Origin of the sequence: Granulosicoccus antarcticus IMCC3135, assembly GCF_002215215.1 — a bacterium.
Taxonomy (GTDB): domain Bacteria; phylum Pseudomonadota; class Gammaproteobacteria; order Granulosicoccales; family Granulosicoccaceae; genus Granulosicoccus; species Granulosicoccus antarcticus.
In genome coordinates this window covers 2,785,998-2,806,706 of the sequence record NZ_CP018632.1, presented here as the reverse complement: position 1 = coordinate 2,806,706, position 20,709 = coordinate 2,785,998, and the positions used below count along the sequence as shown (strand labels likewise).

Here is a 20,709-nt window from a genome sequence, read left to right as displayed (position 1 = left end):
CAACATCCATCAACTCCCATCAGGTGTTCTGCAGTCCTGCACAACCAGGGATCAATGAATTCTGGAAAATCAGGACCTGTTACCAGGGCAGTACACCAACCGCACTGATTGACGCTTGCCAGGCCACAGCGGCCAGACTGACAATAGTAATCACAAGCCATTTTTCCGGCGCAGCGACGGAATCGAGTATGGAGCTGGATTCCATCCTTGCAACATTCAGGTTTGATGAGTTGATTTTCGTTGCAGCAGGTCGCGACTCACTTGTATAGCGCGAATCAACAGTACGCTCATGAATGTCGACAAGACGTCTGTTAGCCGCATTCGATTGCATTGGCAATCTGTTGGCTTCCAGTCCACTGACACTATTCGTTGCACTCACTGCAGATCCTTGTTCCTCATCGCCACCCGATAGAAAGTCAGTCGGCTTGTAGAATTTCGGAACATAGGATCCCACGTTCATGACGATACGAGCGTGGCATTCTGGCTCATTCGCGTAAGCGGCTTCCAGCGATTTTCTGAGTCGGAGCGCCAACACTCGTACTGAAGGATCTGACTGAGCGTCAAAATCATCAGCTTTTCCCAATGCGTCAACTCCAACGGTATAGGCCTTGATGCGATTGCCATTCCCGTCCAGTGTCTCGCTGACGATATAGCGCAAGAAAGCCGACATTTGCCTGGCACCGGAAAAGCGGCGATCCGATAACAACCTCTCCAGCTCTGCCCGTATGAGAGATGAATCGGTTTCTGCCAGGAGTACGTTTTTGGTCGTGTTCTTTGTGAGCAGTGTTTTCATTGGCAAGCGTCTAGTCCTTGATGAATTTCCGTTTGACCCTCTGACGAAAAACTCTGCTCCAGACAAAAAAGATTGTCGGGGGCAATAACTTCACGCCGAAGATTGACAATTCCATTCTGGGGACCTTATGTAACGGTCGAACGGACAAATGACACGGGTTTCGTAAGGATTGGTACGGATGTAGTCAGCAATCCTGTTTAAAATGGCTGAAAGTCATTACCTGTTACAGTCTGGGACCCGGTATATAGAGACAAGCTTCAATTGCCGATTACCAAAATTCAGGGCAATGACTCTGGCAGCAAAACTCAGACATGGTTATCATTAGATTCAAGTGAGCACCAGTGAATCTAAATGGTTATCATTTGTTCTAAATCGTTTTCATCTCATGAAAAATTGGCTAAGGTACGCCATAGCATCTGACTCCAACCCTTACAAATAATGTGATAAGCAAGGCGACAATACTGGTAGTCGATGATGATCTGAGGATCAGAGAGCTACTGCGAACCTCTCTGAACGCGGAAGGTTTCGCCGTGCTTGAAGCTGGCACGAGCGAAGAACTGTATGAGCGCCTGAATTCCGAAGACATAGACCTGATCACCATGGATGTACTGCTGGATCGGGAAAACGGTCTTGATCTTGTGCGGGACATACGCCGGCGCAGCGATATTCCGATCATTCTGGTGTCGGGCCGAGTCGAATTGATCGACACGGTGGTTGGACTGGAGATTGGCGCTGATGACTACATCACCAAGCCATTTCCCATTCGCGAACTCATTGCCCGGGTAAGGTCCGTACTTCGGCGTGCCGGCAGCACTACCAAGGCCTATCCACGTCAGGGACATACCCCCGAAGTCACTGAAAACACCATGGAAGTCATACGATTTGGCGAATGGACTCTGATGCCGGCGGCAAGACAGTTACGAAACCCTGACAATGAAGAGGTCAACCTGACCACAGCCGAATACGACTTGCTGGAGATTTTCATCTCTAGCCCGCAACGCGCCCTGAGTCGAGACCATCTGATGGAACAACTCACCGGCCGGGACTGGCAATCCAGTGATCGTGTCATCGATAATCATGTCGCGCAGCTACGCAAGAAAATCGAATCGGATGACGGCTTTGAATGGATCAAGACCGTACGTGGAACGGGTTATATGTTTGCAGGCAAAACGACTCGTGAATTGCTACAAATGTAAGCTTTCGCCCTGACAATCGGGCGAAATATGGTTTGTTAGACCAAATACTGACGATATTCAGAACAATATATTAACGACATACCAGCATAATCGAAGACTTGCCCCTCTCCGGTATGCCGTTAACCATGTCTGACAAATCCAAAGCTCCTGCCACTGACCCGATCAACACGAGATCGTCTGCAGATAACGCTGACTCTTCCTCCGAAATTCAAAAAACTGGCAGCACCAGCTCGCCACGGCTGGATCAACTACGTGTTGAACTACGCAGTCGATACCTGATGAGCGAGCCCGAAGTCGTCAATGGCCTGCTGCAATCACTGGAACTCAGTGACGACACCCTGGATGCCATCCACCTTGATGCCAGCGAACTGGTCAAGATGCTGCGTGCGCACAACAAGCCTACGATGATGGAAAGTTTCCTGTCTGAATATGGACTCTCCACGCGAGAGGGAGTTGGGCTCATGTGCCTGGCTGAAGCGCTGCTTCGAGTTCCCGATGCCACCACTATTGATGAATTGATTGCCGATAAGCTGGAAAGCTCCGACTGGGCAGCCCATCTGGGACAATCCAGCTCGCCATTGGTCAATGCCTCGACCTGGGCTCTGCTACTGACAGGCCGTGTACTGGCTGAGGGTGAAAACCCGACTCGCTCACTCTCAAGCCTGCTCAAACGCGTAGGCGAGCCTGTGGTTCGCACCGCCGTGGGCCAGGCAATGAAATTACTGGGACGCCAGTTCGTACTGGGCCAGAATATTGATCAGGCGGTACGCGAGGCGAGAGGCCTGGAGAAACAAGGGTATACCTACTCCTATGACATGCTCGGTGAAGCGGCTCATACCTTCGAGGACGCTGAGCGTTACACACAAGCCTACGCCAATGCCATTGCACGACTGGCCAGTGTCGAGGGCAGTTCTATTCGGGACAAGCCGGGTATCTCCGTCAAGCTCTCGGCCCTGCATCCACGCTACGAATACAGCCATCAGCACAGTGTCATGACAGAACTGCTGCCACGGGTGCAGATACTGGCCAAACAGGCCGCAACCGCAGGCATCGGCTTCAACATTGATGCCGAAGAAGCAGATCGACTGGATCTCTCTCTCGATGTCATCGGTGCCTTGCTGGCCGACCCCGAACTGGCGGGCTGGGATGGACTGGGTATCGTGGTACAGGCCTACAGCCGCCGGGCGCTCCCCGTCATCAACTGGTTACTGGCTGCGACCGAGCTCAACGAGCGCAAGATCATGGTCAGGCTGGTCAAGGGTGCCTACTGGGACAGTGAGATCAAGCAGGCACAAGAACTGGGTCTTGCCTCGTTTCCGGTATTTACCCGCAAGGTGAATACCGATGTCAGCTACCTCGCCTGTGCTCAGGTGTTGCTGGACAATCGAACTCATGTCTACCCACAGTTCGCCACCCACAATGCACACAGTGTCAGTGCTATCCGACGCATGGCGGGTGATGACACCGAGAGCTATGAATTCCAGCGTCTGCACGGCATGGGAGAATCCTTGCACGAGCGAGTCCATGACAAATACAACACTCGTTGCCGTGTCTACGCACCTGTTGGTGCCCACCGTGACCTGCTCGCCTACCTGGTTCGCCGCCTGCTGGAGAACGGGGCTAACAGCTCCTTCGTGAACCAGATTGTGGATCATAAAATCCCACCGGAGCAAGTTGCTCAATGCCCCGTCAGAGAATTACGGGATACAGTCAACATCGTTCACCCCAAGATCGCCCACCCTGCTGACCTGTTCATGCCACAACGCAAGAACTCCAAGGGATTTCGTACCAACGATCCAGCCTCGGTGACCACACTGCTGGAGGCTCGCCAAGTCTTCAAGAACAAGACATGGCAGGCGACATCATTGATTGTAGGCGTAGAGCCTGCTGCGCCGACAGAACCACTACATTCGCCCAACAATGCCGCCGATCTGGTCGGTCATGTGGCTCTGGCTAGCACCGAGCAGACCACACAAGCCATCGATAACGCAGAACAATTCAAAAGTTCCTGGGCTGCCACACCTGTCGAGACTCGCGCTGCTGCCTTACGCCAGGCAGCTGATGCTTATGAAGACAATATTGCCGAGTTCTGTGCCCTGCTTTGTCGTGAAGCCGGCAAGAGTCTCAACGATGCTATATCCGAAGTCCGGGAAGCTGTCGACTTTCTGCGTTATTACGCAGCCTGTGCAGTGGACATCGAGGCTGCCAGTCATGCGGATACAGCTGCCAATGGCCACGGTATCGTAGCCTGCATCAGCCCCTGGAACTTTCCATTAGCCATTTTCACCGGGCAGATTGCAGGCGCTCTGGTCGCCGGCAATGTGGTCCTGGCAAAACCTGCCGAGCAAACACCATTGATTGCCGGCATGGCCATCGGGCTTCTGCATGAATGCGGCATACCTGCCGGCGCCTTGCAACTGCTACTGGGCACAGGATCAACGGTCGGACGACAGCTGACATCAGATGCACGTATTGCTGGCGTCTGCTTTACCGGCTCTACCGATACCAGTCGTCATATCGAACAGGCACTGGCCGCTCGAACCCAAGAGCAAATTGCTGCAGGTGCCAGCCCCAACCCCTTGTTGATGGCTGAAACCGGTGGCTTGAATGCCATGATCGTCGACAGTTCAGCTCTGACAGAACAAGTGGTCCGCGATACTGTCATGTCCGCCTTCCAGAGCGCCGGTCAACGCTGTTCTGCGCTACGTATCCTGTATGTGCAAAAGGAGGCTTATGAGCGGGTAGTGAAGATGCTCAAGGGCGCCATGGATACTTTGAGCATGGGAGATCCCTGGAACCTGTCTACCGATGTTGGCCCGGTCATTGATGCAGCTGCTCATGAATCGTTCAGCCAATACATCGAAACACATCGCAAAGCGGGCACCCTGCTGCATCAAGCACAGTTGCCACAGTCCGATTCAGCTGACAATCACGTCAGCCACCTGACCATTGCACCGGCGCTGATAAGCGTTGATGGCATTGGCAGCATGGAACGGGAAATCTTCGGACCCATCCTGCATATTGCCACTTTCGAAGCTCGAAACCTCTCTGGCGTGGTCGATGACATCAATGCTCGTGGCTTTGGACTGACCTTTGGCCTGCATACCCGTATTGATGATCGTGTTCAGCAGGTAGTCGACACCATCAAGGCCGGCAATGTGTATGTCAATCGCAACCAGATTGGCGCTGTTGTCGGTTCACAACCCTTCGGTGGTGAAGGTTTGTCCGGTACTGGTCCAAAAGCCGGTGGTCCCTGGTACATACCACGTCTGATGAACCGGACTGTAGACCCGCAAACATTGCCAGCAACAGAACTCCCGGCTGGTGAAGTGGATGGACTCGTTCTGCCCGGCCCGACCGGTGAGAGCAACCACTGGCGTGCAACTCCTCGTTCAGGCGTATTGCTGCTCGACGATGGTAGTGAGCTCACCGCTCGTTTTGCAACGGCCATAAGCGCATTAGGTTGTGAGGTGTTCACGGAGAAGCTGACAGATATCATCAGCGGTTCTGACGACGTTCTCATGCAACGGGTCAGCCAGCACTCGGCCGCTGTGGTGGCAACACCGACTCAGAACCCATCAGAGCTTCTGCAATTGCGTCAGGGACTGGCCAGAAGTTCCGGGCCTCTGATCCCATTGATCAACACACTGGATGATCCGAGCCGCTTCCTGCTTGAGCGACATATCTGCATTGATACAACGGCGGCAGGCGGTAACGCCAGCCTTCTTGGATCAACAGACTAGGTAGTATCAATAACCAGAGCGACCCGGACATATGTCCGGGTCCTCTGGACCCCTTTCAACAACAAAGGGGCAAAGACTGACTACAGGTTGCTGAGAATGCCGTTGACGCTGTCTTTTGCGTCACCAAACAGCATGCGAGTATTCTCATGGAAAAACAGAGGATTCTCTACACCTGCATAGCCAGTTGCCATCGAACGCTTGGAGACAATGACCTGACGAGCTTTCCAGACTTCCAGAACCGGCATGCCGGCGATCGGACTGTTTGGATTGTCCAGAGCAGACGGGTTGACGATATCGTTGGCACCGATAACGATCACTACATCGGTATCGCTCAAATCGTCATTGATCTCATCCATTTCCAGAACCAGATCGTAAGGCACATTGGCTTCTGCCAGCAATACGTTCATATGTCCTGGCATACGTCCAGCGACCGGATGGATAGCGAAACGGACATTGATGCCCTCATCCCGCAGTCGTTTGGTCAGCTCTGATACTGGATGCTGAGCATGTGCAACAGCCATTCCGTAGCCCGGTACGATAACGACCGAATCGGCGTTCTTGCACATTTCGGCTACTTCATCAGGATTGATGCTGATAACTTCGCCTTGCTCTTCTTCACTGTCATCACCCGCAGCGCTCTTGGGAGCATCTCCCCAACCGCCCATGATGACGCTGAGAAACTTGCGGTTCATGGCGCGGCACATGATGTAGCTCAGAATCGCACCACTGGATCCCACCAAGGCACCGACGACGATCAACAGATCGTTGGACAGCATGAAACCGGTTGCAGCAGCAGCCCAGCCTGAGTAACTGTTGAGCATTGAAATGACAACAGGCATATCCGCGCCACCAATAGCCATGACCATGTGCACGCCGAATGCAAAAGCGAGCAGCGTCATGATGATGAGCAGAAAAGTCCCCATGCCTTTGCCACTGGCTTCAGCCGCAGTATCAGGTGCTGTACCAATGAACATGAACAGCAGTATGAGACAGGCAATACCGATACCTGCATTGATCATGTGACGATTAGGCAGTATCAGTGCTCGACTACCCACCTTGCCACTCAGTTTGCCAAAGGCAATCACCGAGCCTGTGAAGGTCAATGCACCGATGAGGATACCCAGGTAGATCTCCACATCGTGGATTGTTCGCTCAGTACCAATCAGATGCGACTCAGGAGTCAGGTAGCTGGCGAAGCCGACCAAGACAGCGGCCATGCCCACGAAACTATGCAGAATTGCGACCAGCTCGGGCATTTGGGTCATCTCGACCCGCTTGGCCAGATAGGCGCCAATGCTGCCGCCGATTCCGACAGTGACCAGCAGGATTCCATAATTGGAAACACCGTCACCGATGATGGTTGCCAGTACGGCAATAGCCATACCTGCAATACCGGCCTGATTACCGCGTCGCGCAGTTTCCTGCTTTGACAAACCAGCAAGACTCAGAATAAACAAGATGGCCGCAATGATGTAGGCAGCGGTGACCATTCCTTGATTCATCTTCTCTTATTTCCTGAACATTTTCAGCATGCGCTGAGTTACCAAAAATCCGCCGGCGATGTTGATACTGGCAATGAGGGTTGCAATAGCTGCGAGAAATACCACCAGCCCTGAGGCCGAGGATATTTGTAATAGCGCACCGACAACGATGATGCCGCTGATGGCATTGGTCACACTCATCAATGGCGTATGCAGTGCCGGTGAGACGCTCCAGACAACCTGGTAGCCGACAAAGCAGGCCAGCACGAAAACGGTAAAGTGACTCATGAAATCAGCGGGGGCCACGCTACCGACCAGCAGCAGAGCGATCGCTGCCACACCAGCAGCAATGAGGCTTCCACTTAAGCCACCTGTCTTGACCTGGGCAACAACCGGAGCCGCCACAGGTTTGGGTGCCGCCTTGGGAGCTGCTGACAATCTGGGCGGTGGTGGTGGCCAGGTAATCTCACCCTCTTTGATGACCGTAGCGCCACGAATCACTTCATCTTCCATATTCACATTGACCACACCATCCTTCTCGGGTGTCAGGTCAGTGATCAGATGTCGCAGGTTGGTGCCATACAACTGGCTTGACTGAGCCGCCATACGGCTTGGCAAGTCGGTATAGCCAATCAGCGTGACGCCACCGTGCTTGACGACTTCATTGGCGCGAGTCAGTTTGCAGTTGCCGCCTCTTTCCGCAGCCAGATCGACGATGACACTACCCGGCTTCATCGACTCAACCATGTCCGTCATGATCAGTTCAGGTGCTGGTCGGCCAGGAATCAGTGCCGTGGTGATGATGATATCGACATCTTTTGCCTGCTCTCTGAAGAGCGCCATTTCTGCATCAATGAATTCCTTGCTCATGACTTTGGCGTATCCGCCTTCACCAGCACCATCTTCGGATTCCTTGAAATCCAGCATGAGGAACTCCGCTCCCATGCTTTCGACCTGTTCGGCTGCCTCTGGTCGAGTATCGAATGCACGAACGATAGCGCCCATGCCTCGAGCTGCGCCAATGGCTGCCAGTCCTGCAACACCGGCACCAATAACCATAACCTTGGCAGGGGGCACTTTGCCGGCAGCCGTTATCTGACCGGTAAAGAAGCGACCGAACTGGTTGGCGGCCTCGACCACGGCACGATAGCCGCCGATATTGGCCATGGAGCTGAGTGCATCCATCTTCTGGGCACGTGATATCCGGGGAATCGAGTCCATGGCCAGAACCGTGATGTTGCGTGCAGCCATGGCCTTCATGAGCTCTTCGTTCTGGGCAGGCCAGATGAAGCTGATCAAAATGGTGCCCGAACGCAGCATGGCGACTTCATCGCCTGCTGTTGAATCGGTGGCGGGGGCTCTGACCCGCATGATCAGATCTGCCTTGTCGTAAACCGCCTGGGCATCTGGCAGAACCTCGATGCCAGCTTCGGTATAGAGCTCGTCAGCAATGTTGGCTGCCAGGCCTGCACCACTCTGCACACATATTGTGTGTCCAAGCTTCATGATATGGCCGGCTGTTTCAGGTGTCAGCGCGACACGCTTCTCGCCAGAGTAGGTTTCTGAGGGAACTCCGATAAGCACGTAGGACTCCTGATCAAGTTGGTTGTGAATTGTATCAGCAGTTATGCCAGACAGTTGACAGTCCTGTCGACTGATACTGATCATTAATTCAACCAATTCATCTCTTGATTCACTACTTACGTCTTATTCAACCCTCAGCGTCATGGATCCGGTGTTGTCAATGGGCTATTAGCATGCCAGAAACCAGACAGCCTCAGGCAGCGTCCGTCAGTTCTTCGGCGGGTGCGATATTCAGCTCGAATGAAAACACACTGCCCACATTCAATTCGCTTTCGACACTCAGACAACTATCGTGCAGGTTGGCAATTTCCGAAGCGATACTCAGTCCCAGCCCCATACCGGGTCCGTTCTGCTGGTCGTTTGCCGGGTTGACCTGGTACAAACGCTCAAAAACCATACCGGTATTTTCAGCTGGAATGCCACAACCGTTATCCCTGACACTCAGTCGCAGCCGAGTGCCGTTCTTGATCACTTCACTCTCGATGACAACCTCGCCGCCCACATCCGTGAACTTGATGGCATTGTTGATCAGATTACTCAAGACCTGGATGATCCGGTTGGACTGCATCATCACCAAAGGCATCTGATGCGGCTGATCAGCAACGGTCAGTGAGATACTCTTGGCAAGCGCTGCCGGTGTGGCCGCAACGATGCAATGATCGAAGACATCACGCATGCTCGAAGGCTTCAGATTGACAGTCATCTTGCCGGTTTCGAATCGTGACAACTCCAGCAGATCGTTGAAGTGTGACGATATCTGGTCACAGCTCTCCAGAGCATATTTGAGTATGGTTTTCTGCTCTTCCTCGATAGGACCTGCCAGGCCATCAAATACGATGGATACGAACTCCTGGATGGCCGTCAGCGGTGTCTTCACCTCGTGCGACACCGTGTGATAGAAACGCTGAATTTCTTCATTGCGCTTGCGCAACAACAGGTTTGCCTCTTCCAGCTCGCTTACCCGGTGCATCAGCGACTTTCTGAGCATGCCTTTTTCTATGGCATTCTTGACCGCACGGCACAGCGATTCCTGCGTCACATTACGCTTGGCCAGAAAGTCATTGGCACCTGAGCGAACAGCTTCGATTGCAGCCTCCTCGCCACCATCGGCAGTAAAAACAATGGTGGGAGGCATTGCCAGACCCAGTAGCTCCCGCAACTGTTTGATCACCTCGGTCCCTGTGTCGTCTGGCAAACGATAGTCGATAACGATGCAATCGAATGACTCGAGCTCGCAGATCGCCAAGGCCTCCTTTACGGTGCCAGCAGAGACCACCGTGTGCTTGAAGGTTTCGTCTACCCGCAAATAGCGTTTACAAAGGAAGACATAGGCGGCATCATCGTCAATGAGCAGTATGCGAGTTTTCATTCGGCCACCAGAGATATCGTCTGGACCTGCCATGACTAAGGGCGTTGGATTCATACCTGAGCTTAGTGGCAGCTCAGGGTAGGCCTTTATGGGTAGTGTGTTAGCTTCAAGTGCTCGGATCGTTGCGTCGAACGTATTTGTGGGCACTGGCGGCAACCTCATCCAGCGAAGCTGGCGTCAGTCCAAGCTTGTGCAATATGTCAGTGGCGCCTCGATACAGGAGCATTTCAGCCACCTGCACGCCCAGATTCACAGCCTCATTCTGGTGAGCCACGGCATCGGCCTTGATCACAGTCTTGCCGTCGGGCGAAGCCACCAGACCGCGCAACCAGATCTGATTGCCCTGTAATTGAGAATAGGCTGCGATCGGAACCTGACAACCACCATCCAGCCTGGCACTCAAGGCCCGCTCAGCCTGCACCCGGTAACTGGTGTCTTGATGATGCAGATGATCCAGTAACGCTGACACCTCCTCGTCATCGATACGTGACTCAATACCGACAATGCCTTGACCGGCCGCCGGCAGACTTTCTTCGGCACTCATTTCGAGTGCAATTCGCTCTTGCATGCCGAGCCTGATCAGTCCTGCCGAGGCCAGAATGATGGCATCGTATTCACCGTTGTCGAGCTTGGCTAGCCGGGAATTGACGTTGCCACGCAGGTCATGAACTTCAAGATGCGGAAAACGGGACTTCAGCTGGGCCTGTCGACGCAGACTACAAGTGCCAACAATGCCTTTTTCAGGTAGCTCATCGGGCAAGTTGAAGGTATTGGATACAAATGCATCATGCGGATTTTCCCGTTCCATGATGTGCACGATCTGCAAACCTTCGGGCAATACCGCTGGCACATCCTTGATGGAGTGCACTGCAATATCCGCTTGCCCATCCAGCATGGCGGTTTCCAGCTCCTTGACGAACAAGCCCTTGCCGCCGATTTTTGCCAGAGGACTGTTGAGCATCTGATCGCCCTTGGTCGTCATCTTCACCAGCTCGACGCTCACGCCCAGCCCCAGGGCCTCAATGCGCGCTTTGACATCTTCAGCCTGCCAGAGTGCAAGCGGGCTGTTTCGCGTGGCAATTCGTAACGTGGAGATCATAAGCAGGCTGGTATCGGATGACAGCGATTACTGTACCACTGAGCACGCTTTGCTTCAGCAGGCATGCAAGGCACAAGGTTTCCTCGGAGCGCTTGCGTGAAGGCTACCTGTTGCACGGTGCTTGCACTTGCACATTCAATAGCTCAATGGTACAAAATATGGCATCCACCGGACGAGCATGAAGGTCCATCGAACGCCCACTTTCAGAGTCACCCCCCATGCCCGATGTGCAGCAAGTTGCTGATAGGCAAATCATCACCGCCATTGACGAACACGGCGAGCTGTACCCCATCGGCAAACTGGATGCTCACCTTCGCAATGTACCGCACCTTGCAGTTTCGGTATTTCTCTTCAATCAAGGTCGCCTGCTGATGCAGCAGCGCGCCGATGGCAAATACCATTCTGGCGGACTCTGGGCCAATACCTGTTGCTCACATCCTGGCTGGCAGGAATCTCTAACTGACTGTGCTGAACGACGCCTGATGGAAGAGGTCGGCTGTCAGAAGACGCTGACAGGCTTTGGCATGATCGAATATCAGGCAGCCGTAGGAAATATGTTCGAAAACGAGACCGCCCACTGCTTCGTCGGCTATATGCATGATCCTGCCTTGCCGATAGGATTCAACACGGATGAGGTTCATGCCCTGCGCTGGCAGACGCTTGAACAGCTGCGTACTGACATCCACCTTTGTCCTGAAGAATATTCGCCCTGGTTACGTATCTATATGCAAGAACACTTTGAGCTTATTGCCAACGTTGCGTACCCGACGAATACTGCCGTTCCTGCCCGAACCGCTGAAACCTGAATTTCCACAGCCCTGAGCGCCTGGATGTTACCAGCTTCGCACTTGAGCCGGCTGACACGAACGCGTACCATATTCGTTTGTTATCCGGCCAGCAGCCGCTGTTCCACGCTGCCAGCCAGAAATCAATCCTGTTGTTTTACTAGTTATTCAACCACCTGGAGTTTTCGATGATCTGGATTGCCACCTTGTGCCTTCTGGCCATTGCAGCCTGGTTATTCTTCAATGCACTCAATGAACAACGCTGGGTGCAGGCGCATAGTCACGACGAAACAGTTGCAAGCGATGAGGGTTTACTGGCCAACTTCACCTCAATGACCCGCACTGCATCACCGACAGGCGATCCAGCGGCGGCGCCCGGCGAGCCTCAGGTCACTCCACTGGGCCGGGTTGTAACTGGCGTTCAGGGAACGGCTGCGAAGGTTAATGATAAATTCCAGTCGCAACGGGCAGCCCATGCTCGCGGTGAGGAAACCATTCTGACTCGAACAGTTGCCAAAGTGACAGCCAAGGATGGTGTTGTTAACCAGATGGCCGAAAAAGTGGCTGACGGTTTTGAACGCCTTGAGAAAAAGGTCGACCAGCGACGTTCTGCAAACCGTGCCGGCAAGACTGACACGGCGACCAACGAAGTGTCAGCAAAAGTCAGCAATCGCAATAAAGCAGACAAGAGCGTCAGTTAAGCCACGGCTTTCTGTCACGACGCTCTCGCAACGCTGAGCGGATGTACAAAAACTCCTTTCCGGATCACCGGAAAGGAGTCAGTTCAAGTTCCAGAACCCATTAATGCAATTTCAGGTCAGCACGTGTGGCCTTGTGAATTCTGTCTCCCAGCATGATCAGCAGGGTCGATAGCGGACCATGCACAGCGTTTTGATGCATGCGGTACAGCGACAGATAGAACATTCTTGCCAGCCAGCCTTCCACGAAGACTGTACCGCGCACCAGGTTCCCCATCAGATTACCTACCGTTGAAAACCGGCTCAGACTGATGAGACTGCCAAAGTCCTTGTAGACGAAATTTCTGGAGGACTTGCCCTTGTAAGTCGCCAGAATGTTGTGCGCGACCACGGCCGCCATCTGATGCGCAGATTGCGCTCTGGGTGGAACGGTACCCCCCTCCTTCATAGGGCAGCAACAGCAATCCCCAGCGCCATAAATATTGGGAAATCCCTCGACACTCAGATCCGGATTTACCTTGACCCGCCCCAGGTTATCGCAAGGCAAGCCACTTTCGGCAAGAAATGCGGGGGCGCAGACACCAGCTGCCCAAACCGAAACATCTGCCTGAATGCGGCTACCATCACTGGTAATCAGCGCATCCTTTTCAGCACTCTCGATTCGTGTGTCAGTCAACACAGCCACACCGATTCTTGTCAGTTCTTTACGCACGCTATTACCGATACGTTCGGGCAAGCGTGGCAGTAGCAAGGACCCGGCTTCGATGACAGAGACGTTGAGACGTTCGTGAGAGAACTTTTCGAAGCCATATTCCTGAAGCCTGCCAGCAACATTATGCAGATCGGCTGCCAGTTCAACACCGGTGGCACCACCTCCCACAATCACGACAGACAGCTTGGTCTCTTGATCAGCAGCGGAGCTGACTCTGTGCAGCTGCTTCAGGTAAAGCTTGTGAAATCGCTCAGCCTCAGCTCTTGAATCCAGCTTGATGCAATGCTCGGCAACACCACTGGTACCAAAATCGTTACTGAGACTACCGGGACTCAGAACCAGCTGATCGAATCTGAGCATCCGTTCTGCCACCAGTACTTCACCGTCATCATCGCTCTCAGCAGCAATATGAACAACCTGCTCTTGCGCGTCCACACGCGTGGCACGGCCCAGCAGGAAATCGAATTTGTGCTTGCGCGCCAGCATGCGATAGCTGGTCTCGTCATGATTGCTGTCCAGAGAGCCCGTCGCGACTTCATGCAACAACGGCTTCCAGATATGCGAGGCATTCATGTCGATCAGTGTGACGTTTACCTCAGTCGATCGCTTCAGCTTGCGAGCCAGCTTGATAACCAGCTCCAGGCCACCTGCACCGCCACCTATAACTACAATTTGTTTAGACATGATCAGTTTTCCGACTCCCGGCAGTCGACTGACAGCCATTGAGTTTACAATCGTATTACACGATAAGGGACGCTGTTAAAGCACCCCTTATCAATGAAACATGATCACAGATCATACGAATACCGAGCTAGCCCCACAATGCTGCTGTGGGCCCATACATCTTGCTCCCCTCATACCGGATCGCCAACTCACGATCTTCTGCCAGTAGCAGAGGCCCATCCAGATCCACAAACTCCACGCTCTGCGCCACCAGATGAGCCGGAGCCATGGCCAGCGAGCTGCCAACCATACAACCGACCATGATGCCAAAACCCTGGGCTCTGGCCGCGGTTCGCATGGCCAACGCTTCCGTCAGACCACCTGTTTTGTCCAGCTTGATATTGATGACATCGTATCGACCTGCCAGAGAAGCAAGGCTGTTTCGGTCATGACATGCCTCATCAGCACAAACCGGTAACGGTCGCGCCCGTCCGTTCAGGGCATCGTCCGAGCCAGCCGGCAATGGCTGTTCCACGAGTGCGACTCCCAGTTCGAGCATGCGTGGCGCCAAGTTATCGTAATCTTCCCCGGTCCAGCCTTCATTCGCATCAACGATCAGCCGGCAATCAGGTGCCCCTGTACGTACCGCCGTAAGTCGTTCCAGATCACCCTCTCCACCCAGTTTCAATTTGAGCAGGGGTCGGAAGGCGTTCTTGCGAGCTGCAGCCAACATGTTCTCGGGCGTATCCAGCGACAGCGTAAACGCAGTCGTAACCGGTTCAGGCTTTGGCAAGCCGGCCAGTTCCCAGACCGGCTTGCCACTGCACTTGGCTTCCAGGTCCCAGAATGCACAATCAAGCGCATTGCGGGCAGCACCCGGAGCCAGAGCATCCTGCAAAGCCATACGATCCATTTCACCGGCAGCCAGGACGCCGCTGAATGCCTTGATCTGCTCACAGACACTGTCCATGGATTCGCCATAGCGCGCATAGGGGACACACTCCCCCATACCGATATGATCACCAATTTGCAGACTGACCGTGACGACATTAACCTCGGTTCGAGAGCCTCGTGAGATCGTGAAAGTACCATCGGTTGCGAAGCGATCACGACTCACTGTCAACTGAATAGCTGCACCTTTGTCGCTCATAAGGCGCTCAATGCATCAACCAGTTTGTCAGCTCCATGTCGGAACGGATCAGTGGCTGGCAATTGCATTCGCTGTTCGATCTCTTGCAGGCACTTTTCAGCGTCTGCATCGTTCAATGCTGCCGTATTGACTGAAACGCCGATCACTTCGCACTTCGGATTGACGAACCTGGCCAGTACCAGAGCGGTATCGCGCAAAAGTTCAAGACTTGGCAATTGATAATCGGGCAACCCGCGCATATGCGTGCGTGTTGGCTCATGACACAAAATCAGGGCATCCGGCGCACCACCATGAACCAGAGCCAGCGTGACGCCGGAATAGGAGGCATGGAACAGACTACCCTGGCCTTCTATCAGATCCCAATGATCAGCATCATTGTCGGGCGTCAACCATTCCACTGCACCGGCCATGAAGTCGGCAACCACAGCGTCCAGTGGAATGCCACCACCGGTGATCAGAATGCCTGTTTGCCCGGTGGCACGGAAGGTGGCGTTCATACCGCGTTCACGCATGGTCTTCTCGACGGCCATGGCGGTATACATCTTGCCGATCGAGCAATCGGTTCCCACAGCCAGGCAGCGCTTGCCGGTACGTGGTTTGCCCGTGGCGATGGGGAATTCCTGCTGCGGAATGCGGACATCAAATAACTGCTGCCCATGCTCTTGTGCCATGGCAACCAGTTTTGCATTCGCATTTAACTGGGTATGCAGACCCGAGGCGACATCCATACCCGCAGCCAGAGCCTGTTCAAAAGCCACATTCCAGGACTCACTGATTTTCCCGCCACGATTGGCCACACCAACCAGCAGCGTCTTTGCACCCGCCGCAACCGCCTCTTCGATAGTCATATCCGGCAGACCCATGTCTGCCTTGCAACCTTCCTGGCGAAACTGACCCACACAATTTTCCGGTCGCCAATCGCGAACGCCCTGCGCCACTTTGGCAGACAATGCGTCAGGTGCATCTCCGAGGAACAATAAATAAGGTGTCTTGAGCATTTTTTGTTTTTCCTGACAAAAGGTCAGCAGGCGTTACCTGCATCTGTGAGTCATTCTATCGCCACCAGCCCATGAGCGCTGTAGGCAAGACAACAATTCATGAGGGCCAAAGGCTCAACCTAACAGGCACCAGTATCGCAGCGACACACTTTTCAGAGAATACAGAGCAGCGCTGCGTTGCTCCTTGATCAGAACGTACTCAGGCCTGACATTTCCATGAAACGGTACTGCAGCTTCAGCCATGGACTGTCGTCGGCAAACCGGGAGTATGGATAAGAGTAGGTGCGGCCCTGCTGATTGTTCCACTGCTTATCGAAAAATTCGATCATCTGGGTGGCGATCCTTGCCTCAGCAACAGTGCTGACCCGCACATTGGTTTCCATATTGAGGTCCATCAGGTTTCGGCGAGTGAAATTCGCCGATCCCAGAATGAATTCATGCGCCCGGCCGCTCTGAGTTTCGTGTGAGACATGCAGCCACTTGGCATGACACTGCTCACCGCTCGTGGCGCACCACTTGACATCCACACCAGCCGCCGTGAGTTCAGCCGCAACAGGTCTGTTGGGGACTCCGTTCTTCCGACGACCGAAGGCGTCACTGTTGATATCCAACAGCGCCCTCACAGTGACATCGCGTTTGACTGCCTCCTTCAAGGCTTCGATAATTTGCCTTTCACTGAGGTAGAACATGGCCAGATCAATCGCATCTCCGGCAAAGGCCTGGTTTATGGCCTGTAATACGGCTGCCCGAATACGCGACTCAGACAAGACCTGAACCTGTGAGCTGCCTGCTACCAGCGCTTTCTCGGTTGCCGGCATGACCTCAATTTGAGATGCATTATCGTGCCTTTCAATTTGCTCTGCCAAAACCGAATCAATCCGTTGCAACTCCTCATCTGCACCACTCATGGCGAGCAGCTCTCGCTCACCGTTGATCAGATCCATGACTGCCGGACCGGAAAAAGACAAGGCAATATTACGATGAGCACTACTTCCATCATGTGGATTAGCCGACGTTACCAAGCCGCGCAATTGCTGCTCGCCGTCGTCGCTAACCAGTAATTTTCGGTGGTTGGCTTTGAAATTCAGCAGGGACAGGTAGCTGCGCACAGAAACTCGCCCCTCGCCAAACGGATTTGGCAGCCAATCGCCCGACCCATTTCCGAATGGTCGGACCACAAATCGCCAAAAACCGGACCAGGTCGGGTTGCTATCCTGTAGTTGGTTCAGATCCGTCAGCACCACCGGAATGGCGGCATCACGCAAGCGCTTGAAATGCACCGACTCCAGCCCTCCGTAAACCGTGTTGATAGGATCGCTGATGACAATAATCAGCATGTCCGGGTTGCGCTGTTTCTGTTCGATCAGCGCCTGGGTGAGTTCCTCAGACAACGCTCGATGCTCTTCAGGCACCGGCCCCTGCCAGGCATTGAACAAAAACATGTCCAATAGAACAAATTCCTCTGCCTCACCAATCATTCGGAAAACCTGATCAAAAGTTTCCTGCGACATCTGCCGCTCACCTTCTGAGTTCAGCCAACTGATGTCTTGAAAAAATTGAAGATAATTGGCGTTATATTGCATTCCAGCCAAACCAACGGCCGGCGGCGCAGGTACCCATGCTCTGACAGCGATACTGAGCACAGCATAGACAATGATTGCCCCCATGATGCGTCGACCCCAGCGTCGGCCCGATCGAGCCTGCCCTGACGAGCGGCGGAATCTGCGCCATGTCTTGGAATTAACCACTGTTTACCTCCAACTGGCATAAATTAAAACAACGTCACAATTCAACGGAAGCTAGTTGTTACAATCGCGCCATCCCGTTTTGGGAAGAATACCCGTAACAGATCAACTGAAACGTCTGCTTGGCCAGTACTATCCCAACACTTTAGTTACTCGACGGACAAGCGACACGTCATGCAACACTCACGATAAGTGAGACACTAATAATAATAAGCACGGCTGCAGCGATCTATTTGAGTGAAGTCCGGGCACAAGTGAATGACCCATCAGGCTCTATACTCACCCGATTGATAGCACGGCCAACGACGACGGATCCAGGTTTTAAATGAAGAATTTTAATTATCAGCAACCCGGCGGACCTATGCAAGGATACGCAACGGTTCCAGCAACCAGTGACGCAAAAGAATACTTGCGATTGCTCATGCGACACAAGATCGGACTGTTATTCACACTGTTACTCGGCCTGTTCTGCGCCTGGCTGTTTCTGATCAGCACCGACAAGACCTATGAAACTTCAGCACTGATCGAAGTCAAGGAAGAACGCAACTATTTCGATGATGCCGGCAACGTCGCTCAAACCGACTGGAACGCACCAACCATCAAGGAAGAAGCCAACCTGCTGCGATCGCGCAAGGTGCTGAGTCCGGTTGTTGAGGCATTCGACCTGCGAACGTCAGCCAACCCCAAAACCGTTCCGGTGCTGTCTGCACTGACCACCAAGATTCCTGTGCTGGGCGATCTCATCGGCAAGTTATCCTTTGCCTCCAGTTATGCCTGGAATGATGTCAGCATTTCAATTGCCGAGTTATCAGTACCGCGTCAATGGGAAGATCAGGGACTGACGCTGACCACTCTCGAAGGCAATGCCTACAGCCTGGCCGACAGCGATGCAAATCTGCTGATTGAGCGTGCTGAAGTCGGCACATCCGTCACTGTCGAAATTCCCAACCGCGACCCGATGACCATCAATGTAGCTGAGCTGGACGCGCCTGCCGGCGTCGAATTCTCGGTGGCGCGTGCCTCATTACAAGCGGCCGTCAGCGCTCTGCGTAGCAATCTGTCTACTGAGACGACCGATAGCAAGTCACGCATGATAACGGTCAAGCAACGTGGCAATGATCCAGCCCTGATTGCCGAGCTGACCAACGCGGTGTTGTCTGAATACACCAGCGTCAAGCTGGGCTCTCAGAACCGCTCTTCCGATGGCAAGCTTGAAGTCTATGAAGAGCAACTCCCCAAGGTCGAAGCTGAGCTGCGAGCGGCCGAGCTGGCCCTTTCGGACTTCAGACGCACGGCGGGTTCGTTCGGTGAAGATACACAGATTAATTTCAAACTCGGTCAGCTGGACAAGCTGGAGACGGATTTAATTGAAAAGGAAGTCGAACGTGACGATCTGCTCAAGCGTTACACCGTCAGTCACCCCACCCCCAAGCGTCTGCAAAAGGAAATTGATGTTCTCAATGACAAGATCCGTCAGGTGCGTGGGACTCTAAGTGCCAGACCCGACACCCAACGAGAGCTTGCAGTCCTGGAAGACGAGTTGGAAACAAAGCGGACCCTGTTCATCGAAGTCAAGGAATCACTGCAGAAACTGCGCTTGTCCAATGTAGGAAACGTGGGCGAAGTACAGATAATCGACGATGCTCTGGCACCTCGCAAACCGATTTCTCCCAGCTCATTGCTGGCGATTGTCGGTGGCACACTAACAACGCTGTTTCTGTACACCCTGTATCTGACACTGCGCTCAGCCTTGTCGACGGTTATCAGCGATCAGGATTCTCTGGAGAGGGCTTCAGGCCTGCCAGTGTTCATGAACATTCCGAAAAGTACGGCTCAACGTCGCCTCGGCAGTCCGGCCACGGTAGATCCACGCAAGCTGCTTCCAGGCGGTGACGGCGGATCCTCCAGCAAGGCCATCTCTGGCAATGTATTGGCACTATCCAAGCCAGAAGATTATTCAATCGAGAATCTGCGCGGTCTGCGAAGCATGCTTGAAGACCTCATGGCAGAGGCAGACAACAACGTTCTGATGTTCACAAGTCCTTTGCCAAGCATGGGAAAATCGTTCCTGAGCATGAACCTGGCGGTATTGGTGGCCCAATCCGGCAAGAAGGTCTTGCTGATCGATGCGGATTATCAACGAGGACAACTTCACAAGTCGCTAGGCCTTGCTGTAGGCCCCGGTCTGCCTGAGGTCGTGCGCGGCAAGAGCGAGCTGAAGGAAACCGTCAAGGCGACTACGGTGCCCAACCTCTACTGCATTCCGCGTGGTTATTCTGGCGGTAGCAACAGTACCGATATGCCCAGTGATAAGGAATTTGGTGCATTTCTCAACGTTGTAGCGCCACGTTTCGACATTTGCATCATTGATACTCCGCCGGTATTGAGTGTTTCCACCGCAGCATCACTAGGCAAACACGCAGGGTCTACTATCATGGTAGTCAAGGAAGGAGAAGTTAAGGAGCCACAATTGAATGAAGCACTGAAGCGCCTGAGCTTTTCAGGAGTCCGCGTGAGTGGTTGCATCATGAACGGCTCCTCAACTCCGACGCCCAAGCACTACACTTACTACCAAGAACAGTTGGACTAGACCCCTTCAAGTGAAACAATGTGTCCCTAGGACGGTTTTGTGGCATTGCTATCAAACTCTGTAATAACCTTCACGTACATTAATCAAACGCGACCAGTGTCAC

General features: G+C 53.5%; 14 protein-coding genes. 5 read left to right on the top strand and 9 right to left on the bottom strand.

The window, feature by feature from the left end:
- Positions 1–79 precede the first annotated feature (79 nt).
- A complete protein-coding gene (locus tag IMCC3135_RS12185) occupies positions 80–793 on the bottom strand; it encodes a hypothetical protein (RefSeq protein WP_088917859.1) in 714 nt (237 codons plus the stop codon).
- Positions 794–1,233: 440 nt separating this feature from the next.
- Here IMCC3135_RS12185 and IMCC3135_RS12180 point away from each other — a divergent pair, with 440 nt between their 5' ends.
- Entirely contained in the window at positions 1,234–1,989 is a 756-nt protein-coding gene (locus tag IMCC3135_RS12180) for a response regulator transcription factor (protein ID WP_088917858.1), read from the top strand.
- A gap of 206 nt (positions 1,990–2,195) precedes the next feature.
- Positions 2,196–5,732 carry a bifunctional proline dehydrogenase/L-glutamate gamma-semialdehyde dehydrogenase PutA gene (gene putA / locus IMCC3135_RS12175; RefSeq protein ID WP_418251440.1) on the top strand — a complete coding sequence of 1,179 codons (3,537 nt, stop codon included), beginning with the start codon at positions 2,196–2,198 and terminating at the stop codon, positions 5,730–5,732.
- A gap of 80 nt (positions 5,733–5,812) precedes the next feature.
- Here the strand turns inward: putA and pntB are convergent, their stop codons facing one another.
- The 4 genes from pntB to hemC form a co-directional block, all read right to left on the bottom strand.
- On the bottom strand, positions 5,813–7,234 hold the full coding sequence (gene pntB / locus IMCC3135_RS12170; RefSeq protein ID WP_088917856.1) for a Re/Si-specific NAD(P)(+) transhydrogenase subunit beta: 1,422 nt from the start codon (positions 7,232–7,234) through the stop codon (positions 5,813–5,815).
- 6 nt (positions 7,235–7,240) lie between these two features.
- Positions 7,241–8,797 (bottom strand): Re/Si-specific NAD(P)(+) transhydrogenase subunit alpha, encoded by a 1,557-nt coding sequence (locus IMCC3135_RS12165; protein WP_205738013.1) that lies wholly within the window; start codon positions 8,795–8,797, stop codon positions 7,241–7,243.
- Positions 8,798–8,990: 193 nt separating this feature from the next.
- Positions 8,991–10,199, bottom strand: coding sequence for a hybrid sensor histidine kinase/response regulator (locus tag IMCC3135_RS12160; protein ID WP_169727451.1), 1,209 nt, complete (start codon positions 10,197–10,199; stop codon positions 8,991–8,993).
- Positions 10,200–10,272: 73 nt separating this feature from the next.
- Positions 10,273–11,265 carry a hydroxymethylbilane synthase gene (hemC, locus tag IMCC3135_RS12155; RefSeq protein WP_088917853.1) on the bottom strand — a complete coding sequence of 331 codons (993 nt, stop codon included), beginning with the start codon at positions 11,263–11,265 and terminating at the stop codon, positions 10,273–10,275.
- Positions 11,266–11,483: 218 nt separating this feature from the next.
- Between hemC and IMCC3135_RS12150 the strand changes: the two genes are divergently transcribed.
- Together IMCC3135_RS12150 and IMCC3135_RS12145 are read left to right on the top strand one after the other, a co-directional pair.
- Positions 11,484–12,071, top strand: a complete 588-nt coding sequence (locus IMCC3135_RS12150) for an isopentenyl-diphosphate Delta-isomerase (RefSeq protein ID WP_088917852.1) — start codon at positions 11,484–11,486, stop codon at positions 12,069–12,071.
- 167 nt (positions 12,072–12,238) lie between these two features.
- A complete protein-coding gene (locus IMCC3135_RS12145) occupies positions 12,239–12,751 on the top strand; it encodes a hypothetical protein (protein WP_088917851.1) in 513 nt (170 codons plus the stop codon).
- 100 nt (positions 12,752–12,851) lie between these two features.
- Here IMCC3135_RS12145 and IMCC3135_RS12140 read toward each other — a convergent pair whose 3' ends face one another.
- The 4 genes from IMCC3135_RS12140 to IMCC3135_RS12125 form a co-directional block, all read right to left on the bottom strand.
- Positions 12,852–14,144 carry an NAD(P)/FAD-dependent oxidoreductase gene (locus tag IMCC3135_RS12140; protein WP_088921817.1) on the bottom strand — a complete coding sequence of 431 codons (1,293 nt, stop codon included), beginning with the start codon at positions 14,142–14,144 and terminating at the stop codon, positions 12,852–12,854.
- Between the two features lie 127 nt (positions 14,145–14,271).
- A complete protein-coding gene (dgcA, locus tag IMCC3135_RS12135; protein ID WP_205738012.1) occupies positions 14,272–15,273 on the bottom strand; it encodes an N-acetyl-D-Glu racemase DgcA in 1,002 nt (333 codons plus the stop codon).
- Entirely contained in the window at positions 15,270–16,271 is a 1,002-nt protein-coding gene (dgcN, locus tag IMCC3135_RS12130) for an N-acetyltransferase DgcN (RefSeq protein ID WP_088917850.1), read from the bottom strand. Before dgcN ends, dgcA begins: the two co-directional genes overlap by 4 nt.
- Positions 16,272–16,459: 188 nt before the next feature.
- On the bottom strand, positions 16,460–18,019 hold the full coding sequence (locus tag IMCC3135_RS12125; protein WP_205738011.1) for a phospholipase D-like domain-containing protein: 1,560 nt from the start codon (positions 18,017–18,019) through the stop codon (positions 16,460–16,462).
- A gap of 322 nt (positions 18,020–18,341) precedes the next feature.
- Here IMCC3135_RS12125 and IMCC3135_RS12120 point away from each other — a divergent pair, with 322 nt between their 5' ends.
- Positions 18,342–20,606: an AAA family ATPase gene (locus IMCC3135_RS12120; protein WP_088917848.1), complete on the top strand. Its 2,265-nt coding sequence runs from the start codon at positions 18,342–18,344 to the stop codon at positions 20,604–20,606.
- The last annotated feature ends 103 nt before the right edge of the window (positions 20,607–20,709 follow it).

Bases quoted from the DNA above. Each gene is read 5' to 3' on its own strand.
- IMCC3135_RS12160 (WP_169727451.1), bottom strand. From the start codon at position 10,199: ATGGCAGGTCCAGACGATATCTCTGGTGGCCGAATGAAAACTCGCATA.
- dgcN (WP_088917850.1), bottom strand. From the start codon at position 16,271: ATGCTCAAGACACCTTATTTATTGTTCCTCGGAGATGCACCTGACGCA.
- IMCC3135_RS12150 (WP_088917852.1), top strand. From the start codon at position 11,484: ATGCCCGATGTGCAGCAAGTTGCTGATAGGCAAATCATCACCGCCATT.
- IMCC3135_RS12185 (WP_088917859.1), bottom strand. From the start codon at position 793: ATGAAAACACTGCTCACAAAGAACACGACCAAAAACGTACTCCTGGCA.
- IMCC3135_RS12140 (WP_088921817.1), bottom strand. From the start codon at position 14,144: ATGTCTAAACAAATTGTAGTTATAGGTGGCGGTGCAGGTGGCCTGGAG.
- IMCC3135_RS12145 (WP_088917851.1), top strand. From the start codon at position 12,239: ATGATCTGGATTGCCACCTTGTGCCTTCTGGCCATTGCAGCCTGGTTA.
- pntB (WP_088917856.1), bottom strand. From the start codon at position 7,234: ATGAATCAAGGAATGGTCACCGCTGCCTACATCATTGCGGCCATCTTG.
- dgcA (WP_205738012.1), bottom strand. From the start codon at position 15,273: ATGAGCGACAAAGGTGCAGCTATTCAGTTGACAGTGAGTCGTGATCGC.
- IMCC3135_RS12120 (WP_088917848.1), top strand. From the start codon at position 18,342: ATGAAGAATTTTAATTATCAGCAACCCGGCGGACCTATGCAAGGATAC.
- hemC (WP_088917853.1), bottom strand. From the start codon at position 11,265: ATGATCTCCACGTTACGAATTGCCACGCGAAACAGCCCGCTTGCACTC.